A 13,158-nucleotide genomic window follows, 5' to 3' on the forward strand; every position below is an offset into this window, starting at 1 on the left:
CTGATGTTTAAATTAACTTTATAAATATGTAGTATATAATGGGAGGCAGCAAAAATGGGAATTGATTTTAAAGATATCAAGAAGAAACTGGAGCAGGCAGAGGATAAAATACCTGATGATGTAAAGAAAAAGGCTAAGGACCTTGCTACGAAAGAGAATATTGAAAAGGTAAAGGACAAGCTTGAAGATATATTTGATAAAGATAAAAAGGATAAAAAATAATGGATAATTTTATCGAGATAAAGGATCTGCATTTTTCATATGTCAATGAAATTGAAGAACCGCCTGTAAAGACGGAGGTCCTTAAAGGTGTAACGCTGAACATAAAAAAAGGTGAGTTTGTGGCAGTCCTCGGTCATAACGGTTCGGGAAAATCCACACTGGCAAAATGTATAAATGCAATAAATCTTCCTGAGTCGGGAGCAGTATATGTTGACGGCATGGATACAATAGATGAAGAAAATCTTCTGCCTATAAGACAGAGAGTGGGTATGGTTTTTCAGAATCCTGATAATCAGATAGTTGCGACTATCGTTGAGGAGGACGTTGCTTTTGCTCTTGAAAATATGGGGATAGAGCCTGCTGAGATAAGGCAGAGAGTTGATGAGGCATTAAAGACTGTCGGTATGTATGAATACAGAATGCACGCACCTCATAAGCTTTCCGGCGGACAAAAGCAGCGTGTTGCTATTGCAGGAATAATTGCAATGCGTCCTGATTGTATTTTGTTGGATGAACCAACAGCTATGCTTGATCCTCACGGCAGAGAAGAGGTAATGAAAACTATAAAAGCACTCAATAAGCAGGGTGTAACGATCGTACTTATCACTCATTATATGGAAGAGGCTGCACAGGCTGAGCGAGTAGTAGTTATTGACGGCGGAGAGGTCATAATGGATAATGTTCCTAAAAAGATCTTTTCACAGGTAGAAACCATGAAAAATCTAGGACTTGATGTTCCTCAGGTAACGGAACTTGCATGGGAGCTGAAGAAAGCAGGCTGTGATATATCTACTGAAATAATTACAGAAGACGAGTGTGTGGAAAAGCTTTATGAAATGCTAAAGTAAAATGAGTTGAGGTAACAACAATGGCAGTAATTAAAACAGAGAATTTGTCATATGTCTACGGTGAGGGTACTCCATTCAGAAAAGTTGCAGTAGACAATGTTAATATAGAAATAGAACAAGGCGAAATGGTCGGTATTATCGGTCATACAGGTTCGGGAAAGTCTACGCTCATACAGCATTTTAACGGACTTCTGAAACCGACAAGCGGAGCGGTCTATATAGATGGTGAAAAGCTGTGGGACGATAAATCAAAGCTAAGACCTGTCAGATTTAAAGTCGGACTTGTTTTCCAGTATCCTGAGTATCAGCTTTTTGAAGAAAATTGCTATAAGGATATAGCTTTCGGTCCTAAAAATATGGGACTTTCAGATCAGGAGATCGACAGACGTGTAAAGAAAACCGCTAAAATGGTAGGACTTTCGCCTGAGATACTTGATAAGTCACCGTTTGAGCTTTCGGGAGGTCAGAAACGCCGTGTTGCTATTGCAGGCGTTATGGCAATGGAACCAAAGGTCCTTATACTTGATGAGCCTGCATCAGGACTTGATCCAAAGGGAAGGGAACAGATACTTGGTCTGATAAGAGAGTATCATCAGCAGACTAAGAACACAGTATTGCTGGTTTCTCACTCAATGGAGGATATAGCAAAAAACGTTTCCAAAATACTTGTTATGAATGAATCAAAGCTTTTCTGCTATGACGATACTGTAAAGGTATTTCATCGTGCAGATGAACTTACAGCTATGGGACTTGCAGTGCCGCAGATAACAAGAGTTATAAACAGACTTAAATCTATGGGAATAGATATTAAAGATGACGTTTATACAGTTGGATATGCAAAGAAAATACTGCTGGATATGCTCGGCAGATAAAAGTAGTAAGACCCTTGACCGTACTTATGGCAGGGAGTAAGTAAAATGAACATATAGATTTTGGAGGAATATACCTTGATAAAGGATATTACTATTGGACAGTATTTTCCGGGCAGCTCGGTAATACACAGAATGGACGCACGAGTAAAAATATTGCTTACAGCGGTGTTTATAGTTATGCTTTTTATGGCTGACCATCTTGCCGGACTTGGCGTCGGAATAATATTTACGGTATTGATCTTTCTGATATCAAAGATACCGGGAAAAATGATGCTCAAAAGCTTGAAGCCTATTGTGCCTATTATAATTTTCACAGCAATACTCAATCTGTTTTTTATCAGAACAGGTGATCCATATTTTGCGTGGAAATTTATAAAAATAACTGATGACGGTGTAAATACAGCTGTGTTTATGGTAGTCAGAATACTTTGCCTTATTGCAGGAACATCACTTCTGACATATACTACGTCACCGATAGATCTTACTGACGCAATAGAAAGACTGCTGTCGCCTTTGAAAAAGATAAAAGTACCTGTTCATGAACTTGCAATGATGATGACCATTGCTTTGAGATTCATTCCTACGCTTATTGAGGAAACGGATAAAATAATGTCTGCTCAGAAAGCAAGAGGTGCGAATATGGAAGACGGTTCTCTTATTCAGAAAGCGAAAGCACTTATACCTGTTTTGATACCGCTCTTTGTTGCATCATTCAGACACGCAGAAGAACTTGCTCTTGCTATGGAATGCCGTTGCTATCACGGTGGAGAAGGCAGAACAAGAATGAAACAGCTGAAAATGAGTATAGTTGATCTATGGGGCGGTTTATTCTGTATAGTATTCCTTGCAGCGGTCATAGTAATAAATATAATTTTATAAGGAGAGTCTGGTAATGGGAAATATGTTTAAAGACATGAGCCAGGACGAAAGGCTTGACTCGCTTGAGAGCAAAGTCCGCAGACTAGAGAGAAAACTGAATGGAGGAAATGCTGTGTCAAAACTCATAAATGATCTTGTCGGTAAGGATTGTGTGATCGACGGCAATGGCTTTTACGGCAGTAAATGCACAGTTGCCGATGCTGATGATGAATGGGTGAAGCTTATTTTTCATGAGAAGAAAAATGATGTTACACGCATTGTAAGGATAGATTCGATAGAAAAAATAACTCTTGATTAAAAATCGGAGATCTGTAATAAATGAAATATTTTAAATTAACCATTGCTTATGACGGTACAGCTTATCATGGCTGGCAGCGTCAGAACAATGCAATTACTGTGCAGGAGGTTTTTGAGAAAGCAATATTTGACCTTATAGGTAAAAATGTTGTTGTGCAGGGCTGTTCAAGAACTGACGCAGGTGTTCACGCAAGGGAATATGTTCTGAGTTTTGAGCTTGATTCTACTATAAACTGCAGAGGACTTCAATTTGGTCTTAATTCAAGACTTCCTGAGGACATTGCAGTTAAAAAGTGTGAAGAGGTCAACAGCGATTTCCATGCCAGATACTGCTGCAAAGGTAAGGAATATGAATACATAGTTCATAACAGCGAGATAAAAGATCCGTTTTTAAAGAACACCGCTTACCGCAGCTGGTATCCGATAGACGCTGAAAAACTTGATGCTGCCGCAAAAGATTTTGTGGGTATGCATGATTTCAAAGCGATGTGTTCAACTGACTGCACAAAAGAAAACACAGTCAGAACAATATATTATTTTAATGTTAGACGTGACGGAGATCTTGTTATTTTCAATGTTTCCGGTGATGGATTTTTGTATAATATGGTCAGGATTATGGTGGGGACGCTGCTTTTTATCAATGAGGGAAAAATCGGAGAGAATGATATTCCGAAAATACTGGAGTCAAAGGATAGAACAAAAGCAGGAAAGACAGTACCGCCTCAGGGTCTGTACCTGAACAAAGTATTTTATAATGAGGGAAATGACGGATTTGAGCGAAAATAAAGATAATAAAGATAAAAAAATCGGGAAATTCAATTCAAACAGAAAAAACAGAAAGTTTCAAAAAGAACTGAGATCAGCAGGAAAAGTTGAGAAAAGCTTTCAGGTAGTGACTGAAAAAGAATTTGTACGCAAGGAAGAATGGAACTCAGCCGATGAACCTATGCCCGATATAACACTCAGAGATCTTGAAAGACTTGAAAAGCGTAAGCGCAGGGAAGAACGCAGAAAGTTGCTTTCCGAAGAGGCTGACAGAGAGAACAATATAGAGATAACAACTCCGTCAGATGAGATACCTGAGGAAGAGGAAGCGCCGCATATTACAGTAAATCATAATGATGATCCTGAAGCTGAGCAGAAGAAAAAAGAAAAGGAAAACGTTACTGATATAAGAGCTGCACGTCAGCATGAAAAGAATAAAAAGCGCATTAAAAATGCAGCAATACTTGTATTAGTAGCGGCTTTTGGAGTATCAGTATATGCGTTCAGAGATCAGTGGGTACCTAAACTTGAAGGCATACTTGACAAACCTCATGAAACCATAGTTAATGACGGTAAGGTGGAAAAAGGAAACTTTCCTATAACCTTTGATGAGGGTGCTGTCAGCAAGATAGCAGGTATCGAAAATTCTCTTGCCGCACTTGACAAAAATCATCTTGTAGTATATGATGAAAATGGCAATGAAGAAAATTCTTTTAATCATAACTATGCTGATCCTGTGCTGAAAATTGCAAAGAAAAGAATGCTTGTCTATGATGCAGGCGGAAATTCTTTTATGGTCGTAAACAGAAAAAATGAGATGTTCAGCAAATCAGCTGAAAACAGGATACTTATGGCTGATATAGCTGATAACAGCAACGTTGCTGTTGTAACGCAGGATGAAAAATATGCAGGTGTACTGACGGTATATGATTCAAACGGCAGCGAAATATATCAGTGGTCAAGCAGTGCAAGAATACTGAGTATGAATTTCAGCGAGGACGGCAACAGTTGTTTTGTAACTACGTTCACTTCAAAAAACGGTGAGATACGTTCAATAGTAAGACATCTGAAATTTGATTCAACAGAAGAAAAAATGAAGAGCGAGCCTATTGATATCCTTGCCCTTGATGCAGTAAGAAATGACAATGGTGATTACTGGGTAGTTGGTGATACTGCTTTTGTAAAGCTGGACAGTCAGGGGAATATTATATTTGAATGTGAGTACAAAAGCGAACTGGTAGACTATGCACTTACAGATGAGTGTGCCGCAATAACTATGGACGGTATCAAGAGAAATTCAACAGAGCTTATGCTGTTTGATTCTGACTCAGATAAAAAAGAGGCTGATAAAGTTATTTATACTGATGACGGAGAGCCGAGAAGTGTTGGAATATATAATGGCAAGGTCATTCTTTTAAAGGATAAAATGGTCGAGGCATATGATTTCTCTGGAAATCTTCTGGCGACAGCAGATGTTTCATCTGAGTATTTTGACTTTACATTCTTTAATGAAAATGTGTACTTTATAGATTATCGTGAGATAAATAAAATTTCATTCAGCACTTGATCTATAAGGAGGGGACAATGGTTTATTACCTTGACGCAGCTGTTATCGTAATTATGGCGGTGACCTGTGCAATAGGATATTACAGAGGCTTTTTCAGATATATAATCTGTATGCTTGGAACGATAACTGCGGCGCTGATAGCTTTTGGTGTTTCGTCAGCTTTAGCAGTACCTGTATACGAAAGATATTTGGAAGAACCGGCAACATCTATGGTAAGTTCTGCACTTGAAGACATTGATATAGATAATATTATCAAGTCGCAGCTTGAACAGCAAGGACTTGACGGATATCTTAACGATGATGATATAGATAGAGCTTTAGATGCAGGAGGAGATATCGGCAGCAATCTGAGTGACATTTTAAAACAAAATGGTGCAGCTGATGAACTTGCCGATAATGTAAATAAAAATTTGTCAGCGTATTTTGATAACGAACTTGTTTCAGATGTGAAAAAGCAGTATAATGAGAGCGGATTAGGTGAGCTGATATCTATTGAAAATATAGATACGCAGGAATTTAATAAAGCTGTGCAAATACTGTGTTCAGGAAATACTGAGCAGGCTGCTGAGTATATAACAGATACAGCGATCAAGCCAATGTTGGTGAATTTATCAAGAATAGTGATATTTATTATTTCTTTCATAATCATTGAACTTGTGATTAAACTGATACTTGTTATATCAGGTGTGTTCACAAAATTACCGCCGATAAATGCTGCAAATCGTTTTGGAGGTTTGGCATTGGGAGCAGCTAAAGGATTGCTGTATATATCCATAATAGCGTTTGGACTATGCATAGCAGTGAATGCAACTAACAACAGCCTTGAAATATTGAATGCAGATATATGTGACAGAACCTATCTGTTTAAATACTTTTTTGATTTTTTCTATAAGTAAGTATAAGATAAAATGAATCAGTAAGGAAAGGAGCATCAGACCATGATAATGTGTTCAAGATGTAAAAAAAGACCCGCAGTAGTCTTTATCTCATCAACAAATCCAAATGATCCTAAAAAAACTATTAAAAACGAGGGATTATGTCTGACCTGTGCAAGAGAAATGAAAATACCTCAGGTGGAAGATTATATAAAACAAATGGGTATTTCAGAGGAGGAGCTGCAGGCAATGTCCGACTCACTTAACGATCTTGCAGAAGGCGAAGACTTTGAACTTGGCGGCAGCGGAACTATGCCAAGCTTCCTTGGAAATCTTTTCGGCGGTGACGGTGCATTAAGCAATTTTGCAAATGCACTTACAAATCCTGAAAAGAATAAACAGGGTGACACACAGCAGAGTACAGACGGCAAAGCCAATAAGAAAGGCAAAAAGCTTAAATTTCTGAATAACTATTGTACCAATCTGACACAAAAAGCCCGTGAAGGCAAAATGGATAATGTCATTGGCAGAGATAAAGAGATCTCAAGAGTTATTCATATCCTTTCACGCCGTCAGAAGAACAATCCATGCCTTATAGGTGAACCTGGTGTTGGTAAAACAGCAATTGCAGAGGGTATTGCTCAGAAGATCGTAAGTGGTGATGTTCCGTTTCATCTGAAAGACAAAGAGATATATCTCCTTGATCTGACATCACTTGTTGCTGGAACACAGTTCAGAGGACAGTTTGAAAGCAGATGCAAAGGTCTTGTTGAAGAGGTGAAGGAGCAGGGCAACATAATCCTGTTTATTGACGAGGTCCATACTCTTGTGGGTACCGGTGATTCTGAGGGAACTATGAATGCCGCTAATATCCTCAAGCCGTCACTTTCACGAGGCGAGATACAGGTAATTGGTGCAACTACTTTCAAAGAATACAGAAAATATATCGAAAAAGATTCTGCACTTGAAAGAAGATTTCAGCCTGTTACAGTAACTGAACCTACTGTGGAAGATACTGTAACTGTATTAGATGGTATAAAACAGTATTATGAGAACTACCACAGAGTTCATATTGATGATAAAGTACTGAGAAAATGCGCTGTTCTTTCAGAACGTTATATCAATGACAGATTTTTGCCTGACAAGGCGATAGACCTTCTTGATGAAGCTTGTGCCTGCACAAGCATTAGAACACCGGAAATAGCCGAATTTGATTCTCTAAATGATGAGCTGAAAAAACATGAAAAGCTTGTTGACGATTATGAAAGCAGCGAAAATCCTGATTATGAGATACTTGCAACTGAAAAAGCAGAGATACTCAGAATTCAGAACAGACTCAAAGAAGTTGAGGATATACTTAAAAACGTTTATGTAACTGACGATGATCTTTCTAAGGTTATTGAACTTTGGACAGGCATTCCTGCAAACAAGATAGCAAAGAGTGATTATGATAAGATCAAGAATCTCAGCACAGCGCTGTCAGCAAGAGTTATCGGTCAGCAGGAAGCTGTCGATCAGGTAGCAAGAGCGGTCAAGCGTACAAGAGTTCAGCTTTCAAAGCGCCGCAGACCTGCATCATTTATTTTCGTAGGTCCGACAGGTGTTGGAAAGACGGAGCTTGTAAAGGTCCTTGGTGAGGAGCTGTTTGATTCTACTGAGCCTATCATCAGAGTTGATATGTCTGAGTTTATGGAAAAGCACTCGGTATCGAAGCTTATCGGTTCACCTCCGGGATATGTTGGTTTTGACGAGGCTGGTCAGCTTACGGAAAAGGTTCGCCGCCGTCCATATTCTGTTGTTCTTTTTGATGAGATCGAAAAGGCTCACCCTGACGTAATGAATATCATGCTTCAGATACTTGATGAAGGTAAGATAAACGATTCACAGGGCAGAACGGTTTCTTTTGAGAATACGGTTATCGTTATGACATCAAATGCCGGTTCAACTGACAAGGATACCGGTGTCGGATTTAATAAGACATCAAATGAGATAGCACACGATAAAGCAATGAAAGCACTTCGTGAATTTCTTCGTCCTGAATTTCTCGGCAGAATTGATGAGATCGTTGTGTTCAATCAGCTTACGGAAGAAAATTATGCTTCTATCGCAGGCTTGATGCTTGATGAAATGAGATCACCGCTTGAAGAGAAGAACATCACTTTGAAATATGACGATAAGGCTCTTAAGCTTATTGCTAAGAAGTCATATAATCAGAAGCTTGGAGCAAGAGATATCAGACGTGTTATCCGCAGTGAGATCGAGGACAAGATCGCAGAACTTATTATCGAAGGCGGAGAGAATTCTGTATCAGGAATTTCAATTTCCGCAAATGGTGACGATCTTGTAGTAAATTCAATTTAATAGCAAAACAAAAAAGCGAAGTCCTTTAGAGGAGCGCCGATAAAGAAGTATTTAAGATTTTAAGATGAGGTTGCGTAACCAAGCGGTTACGCAGCCTTTCTCTTTTTGTCATACTTCATACTGTCAGCGACCGCAGTCGATACTGCGACATCGAAGCGATAATAAATGTCGATCTGCTGTGTGCGGTGACCGCTACTCTTATCAGGAGCATGAACAACAATTTTTTCGATAAGCTCATGCATGATCTCAGGAGTAAGCTCCGTGATATGCTCATACTTCTGCACCACGCTGATGAATGCGGTCACATCGGAGGACTTCTGCTCTGCCGTTTCGATGTAGCTGGTCAGCTCGCTAACGCTTGCTCTCAATTTCTTCTGCTCATCCTCATATCCTGCTGACATCACAGAAAAGCGTTCATCAGAAATCTTGCCCGATACGTTATCTTCATAAAGTCGTGTGAAAAGCCTGTCCAGTTCAACAATACGCTTTTCAGCCTGTTTCATGGCTTTCTTTGCTTTGGAAAGCTCAGAGGACTGCTTCTGAACGGAATTATCCATCGCTGCCTGCACAAACTCGTCCTCATGCTCCTTAACCCTGACAAGTAGTTTATTCAGGTCGTTCAACACGATCTCATTCAGTACAACAGTTCTGATGAAGTGCGCGGAACAAGCGTCCTTGTCTGAGGAATATGTGGAACACTTCAAATGCTCCTGATCGGCGGTCAGACTTGTCGCTCGGCACAGATACATCTTCTTTCCGCAGTCCGCACAGTAGACCATACCTGAAAATGGATTGACTTCCTCATGTTTGGTGGGACGGCGTTTATTCTTGCGAAGCTCCTGCACCAGATCAAACTCCTGCTGAGTTACGATCGGCTCATGAGTGTTCTCAAAGATGAGCCATTCTTCCTGTGGATTTCTCACGGTCTTCTTGTTTTTGTAGGACTTCTTATGTGTTCTGAAGTTGACCGTGTGACCGATGTATTCAGGACGGTCAAGAATGTGGCTGATGGTTTTTCCGCTCCAGCGATGCAGCTTAGCGTTCTTGTGACCATTATCCCTACCATGTGACAGAGCGTAGGCTGTAGGAGTCGGGATACCTTCCTGCGTGAGAATGCGGGCAATCTGCGCCGGACCGTAGCCCTCAATACAGAGCTTGAATATCCTGCGGACAACCTCAGCAGCTTCATCATCAACGAGCCACATATTTTTGTCAGCTTCGGACTTTTTATAGCCATAAATCGGGAGAGATAAAGGCTTACCTGACTGCCCCTTAGCCTTGAAAACGGCTCTGATCTTCTTACTCGTATCACGGGCGTACCAGTCATTAAAAATATTTTTGAAAGCCATCAGCTCATTTTCAGACTTTAAGGTATCCACGCCATCATTGATAGCGATATAGCGGACATCATAATCGGGAAATATGATCTCGATGTATTCGCCTGTTTTCAAATAATCACGACCGAGGCGGCTCAAATCCTTAGTGATTACTATTCCGACATTTCCGGCTACTACATCTGCCATCATAAACTTGAAGCCGTCACGCTCAAATGTTGTTCCCGAAACTCCGTCATCTACATAAAACACGGGATTGCTGAAACCATTATCCTCAGCGAACTTCTTGAGGATAGCCTTCTGGTTGGTGATGCTATTGCTCTCATCCTGTAACATATCGTCCTGTGAAAGACGACAATATAATGCTGTAATCTTGCCTGTCATAATTTACCTCTCTTTCCGACAGATACAGCAAGCTATGTTATCATTATAGCGCGCACCGAAAATAAATACAATGCGCCGATATTCCAAAGTTACACAGCCTGCTTCTCGGGTTCTTGTCCGGATTCACCAAGGAAATCCTCACACTCACGGATTATGAGCCGTTTCAGAATATCCGAAAGGCTTGCCTTTGAAGCAGGGTTAAATACGGTCTTGACCGTATACAGCGTATGTCCGATCTTGTACTCGGACACAGTTTCTGTTGCCGTATTTTCTACGGCAGTATAATCTTTATTATTCATAGCGAACTTTCTCCTTTGCTTGTCTATTTCTACGCATATAGAGTGAGGGCTCCGCTTTCTCTTTCTTACCCTCGTTTTGTTGTTGCCTTATACTTTTCTGATAGCTGTGCGGAACGGCATTGCTACCGTCCATTATCACAGCTATTATTGTTGTTGGACTATCAGTCCTTGAAAGACTTCTCATCAAAGAAAGATGTCTGCCCGATAAGTTCGGAATTATCACTGTCCTGAGCTGTATCTGTATCGCTCTCAGCAATGCCATCTTGTCTGAGCTTTGCAAGCTGTTCAGGGTGCTTGGTAATAAGCTCAAAAAGTCCCTGCTCATCACAGCCAAGTGCGTCCCTGATCTTAGCGAGCTGGATAGCATTCAGCTTCGCATTAATCTTCTCGATCTCAGCCTTGTCGCTCTCGATACGGTCAAGCACCGCCTGACGCTTGCTCAGGAGTTTCTTTGTCTGCTGTTCGTAGGTAAGCATACCGCCACCTCCTTCCGTTCAGTTATCTCCTTGTTCTGAGGACTTGTCCTCATACATCAATTATAGCGCGCAACACAGCCATTTGTCCAGCCGCAATTGCGCATGAACTTTTAGTGAAATTTCATTTTTCCCCAGTGCAATTTGTCTGGATAAGAATTAGAGCAGCCTCTTTTGAGACTGCTCCAATTCTATTATACATTGATATACACTATTCTAAATGCCGAAGAATTGCATAGTACATTTCCTCTTTCTTTTTACCGATTCCGTATGGTTCCCATTTTTGATATGGAACAGGAACATCTAAATTGAATTGATCATGAAATCCATTATTTCGAGTGCCTACATACACAGGTTCCGTAAATCTCAATTTCTTATTACGGTATTGATCACCTGTAATATCAATCACCGTTTTATTTTCAGTTTCTAACCATGTGTGACTTTCAGAGTTATCCCAACCATACCCATATGATCCAGAAACATAAAAAGTTATAATCCCATTCTCATATAAATAACGCTGAAGCAAATCACTTGCAAATCCACAGCATCCTTCAGGAAAACGAAGCATATTGGAATAAGTTATGTCACCTGCTTCAATTGCAGTTTCTATAGCTTTACGAAACAAAAGCGCAATACTATATAAGTCCATAAACAATTTGCACACCCTTTCATTTGCCATATGTATTTTACACTAATATTATAGGATTTTTCATTTAAAAAGTCAACCGTATTTTGAATACTTTATTTGCCACTCTTCTAATCATTAGCCACAATAGCTTTGAATAAGAATTTTTGATTTAGATTATAGTGATAGAAGCATCGTGTTTATTGGCACAACGCACAGAAATTCGGTGTTGAATTTAGGCATAAGGGAGAACCACCATGAACAAAGTGTAAACTTTTGCAAAAATCAGGTGCAAATCATCAAAATCCTCGGTTGTATAGTGGAGGGTGTTTTGGCCGTGGCGGTCGCAGCCTTCTACATATCATTACCAATAAAAAAAGGCTATCGTTAAGTATCGCCGAAATAATCTCTGTTATGCACAAATATCCTGTCGCATATTATCCGAAGTTTTCAGCGGAGATACTTAACGATACGGCTCAGAATTTGGTATTGATATATGAGGAGATATTTTCACCATACTGCCGCCCAAGTTGCGCCGAAACTGCGCCGTACTATTTTACAATAATATCGTCGGCAGAAGTGAGGGCATCACGGCGGAGCGTGAGCGATATGCCACCGTCCGAAGCGGCGGCATAATAGAGATAAAGTCGCTGAAGCTCCAATTCTCGCAATAACAGCGAGAAAACCGCCGAAAGGCGGTAAAAGCCGTGCTGATTTAAAATCGGCACTCTCAATTCGCAAGCACGGTGATATGCGCCACGTTTCGGAGAAACGGGACTTTAGCACGATGCTTGTCAGGGGAAAATTCCCCTAAGACCCCTAAATAAAAAAGACCGCTGATGCGGTCAGGAACGAAAGGAAAGATTTATGACAAAAGCAGAGAAAAACTACAAGCGTGACTATGGTTACAAGGACAGCGAGGAACTTGCTCTCAACTACACCTGTGACGGTATGCGTGAGGAACTTGACGGAGTGCTTGAAAAGGTCAGTCCCGATGAGCTTACCGCAGACGAGCAGGAGTATCTAAACGAACGGGATCAGTGCCGTAATCATACGCTGAATATCCGCTTCAACGATACGGAGTGGGAGCATATTTGCAGGCAGGCGGAGCTTCTTCATGTGAAGAAGTCGAGTTATGTGAGGGAATGTGCGAAAGCTCGCTATGTTCTGATAGGGCGATATGAACGGCATTATCGGGGCGGTCAGAGCCTTATCCACCAACGTGAATCAGATTGCCCGACGAGCCAATAAAACGGGCAGAATTTACGATGATGATATTATGTATCGTCTATAATAAATTAGACAGAAAACATTTAGCCATGGTATAATAGAAAAAAAGGAGGAAAATAAAATGGCA

The 13,158-nt window shown here is 40.4% G+C and carries 16 protein-coding genes; 12 read left to right on the plus strand and 4 right to left on the minus strand.

Annotation, left to right across the window (positions count from 1 at the left end; all coding sequences use genetic code 11):
* Nucleotides 1-54 precede the first annotated feature (54 nt).
* The 9 genes from Q0E19_RS04335 (at nt 55) to Q0E19_RS04375 (ending at nt 8,686) form a co-directional block, all read left to right on the plus strand.
* Nucleotides 55-222, plus strand: a complete 168-nt coding sequence (locus Q0E19_RS04335) for a hypothetical protein (RefSeq protein ID WP_294407759.1) — start codon at nt 55-57, stop codon at nt 220-222.
* Nucleotides 219-1,070, plus strand: coding sequence for an energy-coupling factor transporter ATPase (locus Q0E19_RS04340; RefSeq protein ID WP_294407797.1), 852 nt, complete (start codon nt 219-221; stop codon nt 1,068-1,070). The genes Q0E19_RS04335 and Q0E19_RS04340 overlap by 4 nt, the downstream gene beginning before the upstream one ends.
* Nucleotides 1,071-1,090: 20 nt before the next feature.
* A complete protein-coding gene (locus Q0E19_RS04345) occupies nt 1,091-1,942 on the plus strand; it encodes an energy-coupling factor transporter ATPase (protein WP_294407760.1) in 852 nt (283 codons plus the stop codon).
* A gap of 75 nt (nt 1,943-2,017) precedes the next feature.
* Entirely contained in the window at nt 2,018-2,821 is an 804-nt protein-coding gene (locus Q0E19_RS04350) for an energy-coupling factor transporter transmembrane component T (RefSeq protein ID WP_294407761.1), read from the plus strand.
* 13 nt (nt 2,822-2,834) lie between these two features.
* A complete protein-coding gene (locus Q0E19_RS04355; protein WP_294407762.1) occupies nt 2,835-3,119 on the plus strand; it encodes a hypothetical protein in 285 nt (94 codons plus the stop codon).
* Nucleotides 3,120-3,139: 20 nt separating this feature from the next.
* The gene (gene truA / locus Q0E19_RS04360; RefSeq protein WP_294407763.1) at nt 3,140-3,904 is read left to right on the plus strand and encodes a tRNA pseudouridine(38-40) synthase TruA; all 765 of its coding nucleotides are present in this window, start codon (nt 3,140-3,142) and stop codon (nt 3,902-3,904) included.
* Complete coding sequence (locus Q0E19_RS04365) at nt 3,891-5,450, plus strand: DUF5711 family protein (RefSeq protein ID WP_294407764.1); 1,560 nt, start codon at nt 3,891-3,893, stop codon at nt 5,448-5,450. The genes truA and Q0E19_RS04365 overlap by 14 nt, the downstream gene beginning before the upstream one ends.
* 17 nt (nt 5,451-5,467) lie before the next feature.
* A complete protein-coding gene (locus Q0E19_RS04370; RefSeq protein WP_294407766.1) occupies nt 5,468-6,346 on the plus strand; it encodes a CvpA family protein in 879 nt (292 codons plus the stop codon).
* Nucleotides 6,347-6,388: 42 nt separating this feature from the next.
* The gene (locus Q0E19_RS04375) at nt 6,389-8,686 is read left to right on the plus strand and encodes an ATP-dependent Clp protease ATP-binding subunit (protein ID WP_294407768.1); all 2,298 of its coding nucleotides are present in this window, start codon (nt 6,389-6,391) and stop codon (nt 8,684-8,686) included.
* 86 nt (nt 8,687-8,772) lie between these two features.
* Here Q0E19_RS04375 and Q0E19_RS04380 read toward each other — a convergent pair whose 3' ends face one another.
* From Q0E19_RS04380 to Q0E19_RS04395, 4 genes are all read right to left on the minus strand, one after another.
* Nucleotides 8,773-10,404 carry a recombinase family protein gene (locus tag Q0E19_RS04380; protein WP_294407769.1) on the minus strand — a complete coding sequence of 544 codons (1,632 nt, stop codon included), beginning with the start codon at nt 10,402-10,404 and terminating at the stop codon, nt 8,773-8,775.
* Between the two features lie 89 nt (nt 10,405-10,493).
* Nucleotides 10,494-10,703 carry a hypothetical protein gene (locus Q0E19_RS04385; protein WP_294407771.1) on the minus strand — a complete coding sequence of 70 codons (210 nt, stop codon included), beginning with the start codon at nt 10,701-10,703 and terminating at the stop codon, nt 10,494-10,496.
* A gap of 161 nt (nt 10,704-10,864) precedes the next feature.
* Nucleotides 10,865-11,179: a hypothetical protein gene (locus Q0E19_RS04390; protein ID WP_294407772.1), complete on the minus strand. Its 315-nt coding sequence runs from the start codon at nt 11,177-11,179 to the stop codon at nt 10,865-10,867.
* Nucleotides 11,180-11,387: 208 nt separating this feature from the next.
* The gene (locus Q0E19_RS04395; RefSeq protein ID WP_294407773.1) at nt 11,388-11,855 is read right to left on the minus strand and encodes a hypothetical protein; all 468 of its coding nucleotides are present in this window, start codon (nt 11,853-11,855) and stop codon (nt 11,388-11,390) included.
* Between the two features lie 360 nt (nt 11,856-12,215).
* On the opposite strand from Q0E19_RS04395, the gene Q0E19_RS04400 reads away from it, so the two are divergent.
* The 3 genes from Q0E19_RS04400 to Q0E19_RS11910 all read left to right on the plus strand — a co-directional run bounded on the left by Q0E19_RS04400 (nt 12,216) and on the right by Q0E19_RS11910 (nt 13,095).
* Nucleotides 12,216-12,437, plus strand: coding sequence for a hypothetical protein (locus tag Q0E19_RS04400; RefSeq protein ID WP_294407774.1), 222 nt, complete (start codon nt 12,216-12,218; stop codon nt 12,435-12,437).
* A 231-nt stretch (nt 12,438-12,668) separates the two neighbouring features.
* The gene (locus tag Q0E19_RS04405) at nt 12,669-13,052 is read left to right on the plus strand and encodes a hypothetical protein (RefSeq protein ID WP_294407776.1); all 384 of its coding nucleotides are present in this window, start codon (nt 12,669-12,671) and stop codon (nt 13,050-13,052) included.
* Nucleotides 13,024-13,095 carry a hypothetical protein gene (locus tag Q0E19_RS11910; RefSeq protein WP_365904577.1) on the plus strand — a complete coding sequence of 24 codons (72 nt, stop codon included), beginning with the start codon at nt 13,024-13,026 and terminating at the stop codon, nt 13,093-13,095. Before Q0E19_RS04405 ends, Q0E19_RS11910 begins: the two co-directional genes overlap by 29 nt.
* Nucleotides 13,096-13,158 lie beyond the last annotated feature (63 nt).

The organism is uncultured Ruminococcus sp., assembly GCF_934476685.1.
In the GTDB taxonomy this organism is placed as follows: Bacteria; Bacillota; Clostridia; order Oscillospirales; family Ruminococcaceae; genus Hominimerdicola.

What these genes read in the sequence shown, in the direction of transcription:
- Q0E19_RS04390 (WP_294407772.1), bottom strand. Translation starts at nt 11,179, where the DNA reads ATGCTTACCTACGAACAGCAGACAAAGAAACTCCTGAGCAAGCGTCAG.
- Q0E19_RS04400 (WP_294407774.1), top strand. Translation starts at nt 12,216, where the DNA reads ATGCACAAATATCCTGTCGCATATTATCCGAAGTTTTCAGCGGAGATA.
- Q0E19_RS04395 (WP_294407773.1), bottom strand. Translation starts at nt 11,855, where the DNA reads ATGGCAAATGAAAGGGTGTGCAAATTGTTTATGGACTTATATAGTATT.
- truA (WP_294407763.1), top strand. Translation starts at nt 3,140, where the DNA reads ATGAAATATTTTAAATTAACCATTGCTTATGACGGTACAGCTTATCAT.
- Q0E19_RS04355 (WP_294407762.1), top strand. Translation starts at nt 2,835, where the DNA reads ATGGGAAATATGTTTAAAGACATGAGCCAGGACGAAAGGCTTGACTCG.
- Q0E19_RS04335 (WP_294407759.1), top strand. Translation starts at nt 55, where the DNA reads ATGGGAATTGATTTTAAAGATATCAAGAAGAAACTGGAGCAGGCAGAG.
- Q0E19_RS04345 (WP_294407760.1), top strand. Translation starts at nt 1,091, where the DNA reads ATGGCAGTAATTAAAACAGAGAATTTGTCATATGTCTACGGTGAGGGT.
- Q0E19_RS04405 (WP_294407776.1), top strand. Translation starts at nt 12,669, where the DNA reads ATGACAAAAGCAGAGAAAAACTACAAGCGTGACTATGGTTACAAGGAC.
- Q0E19_RS04380 (WP_294407769.1), bottom strand. Translation starts at nt 10,404, where the DNA reads ATGACAGGCAAGATTACAGCATTATATTGTCGTCTTTCACAGGACGAT.
- Q0E19_RS04385 (WP_294407771.1), bottom strand. Translation starts at nt 10,703, where the DNA reads ATGAATAATAAAGATTATACTGCCGTAGAAAATACGGCAACAGAAACT.
- Q0E19_RS04370 (WP_294407766.1), top strand. Translation starts at nt 5,468, where the DNA reads ATGGTTTATTACCTTGACGCAGCTGTTATCGTAATTATGGCGGTGACC.
- Q0E19_RS04375 (WP_294407768.1), top strand. Translation starts at nt 6,389, where the DNA reads ATGATAATGTGTTCAAGATGTAAAAAAAGACCCGCAGTAGTCTTTATC.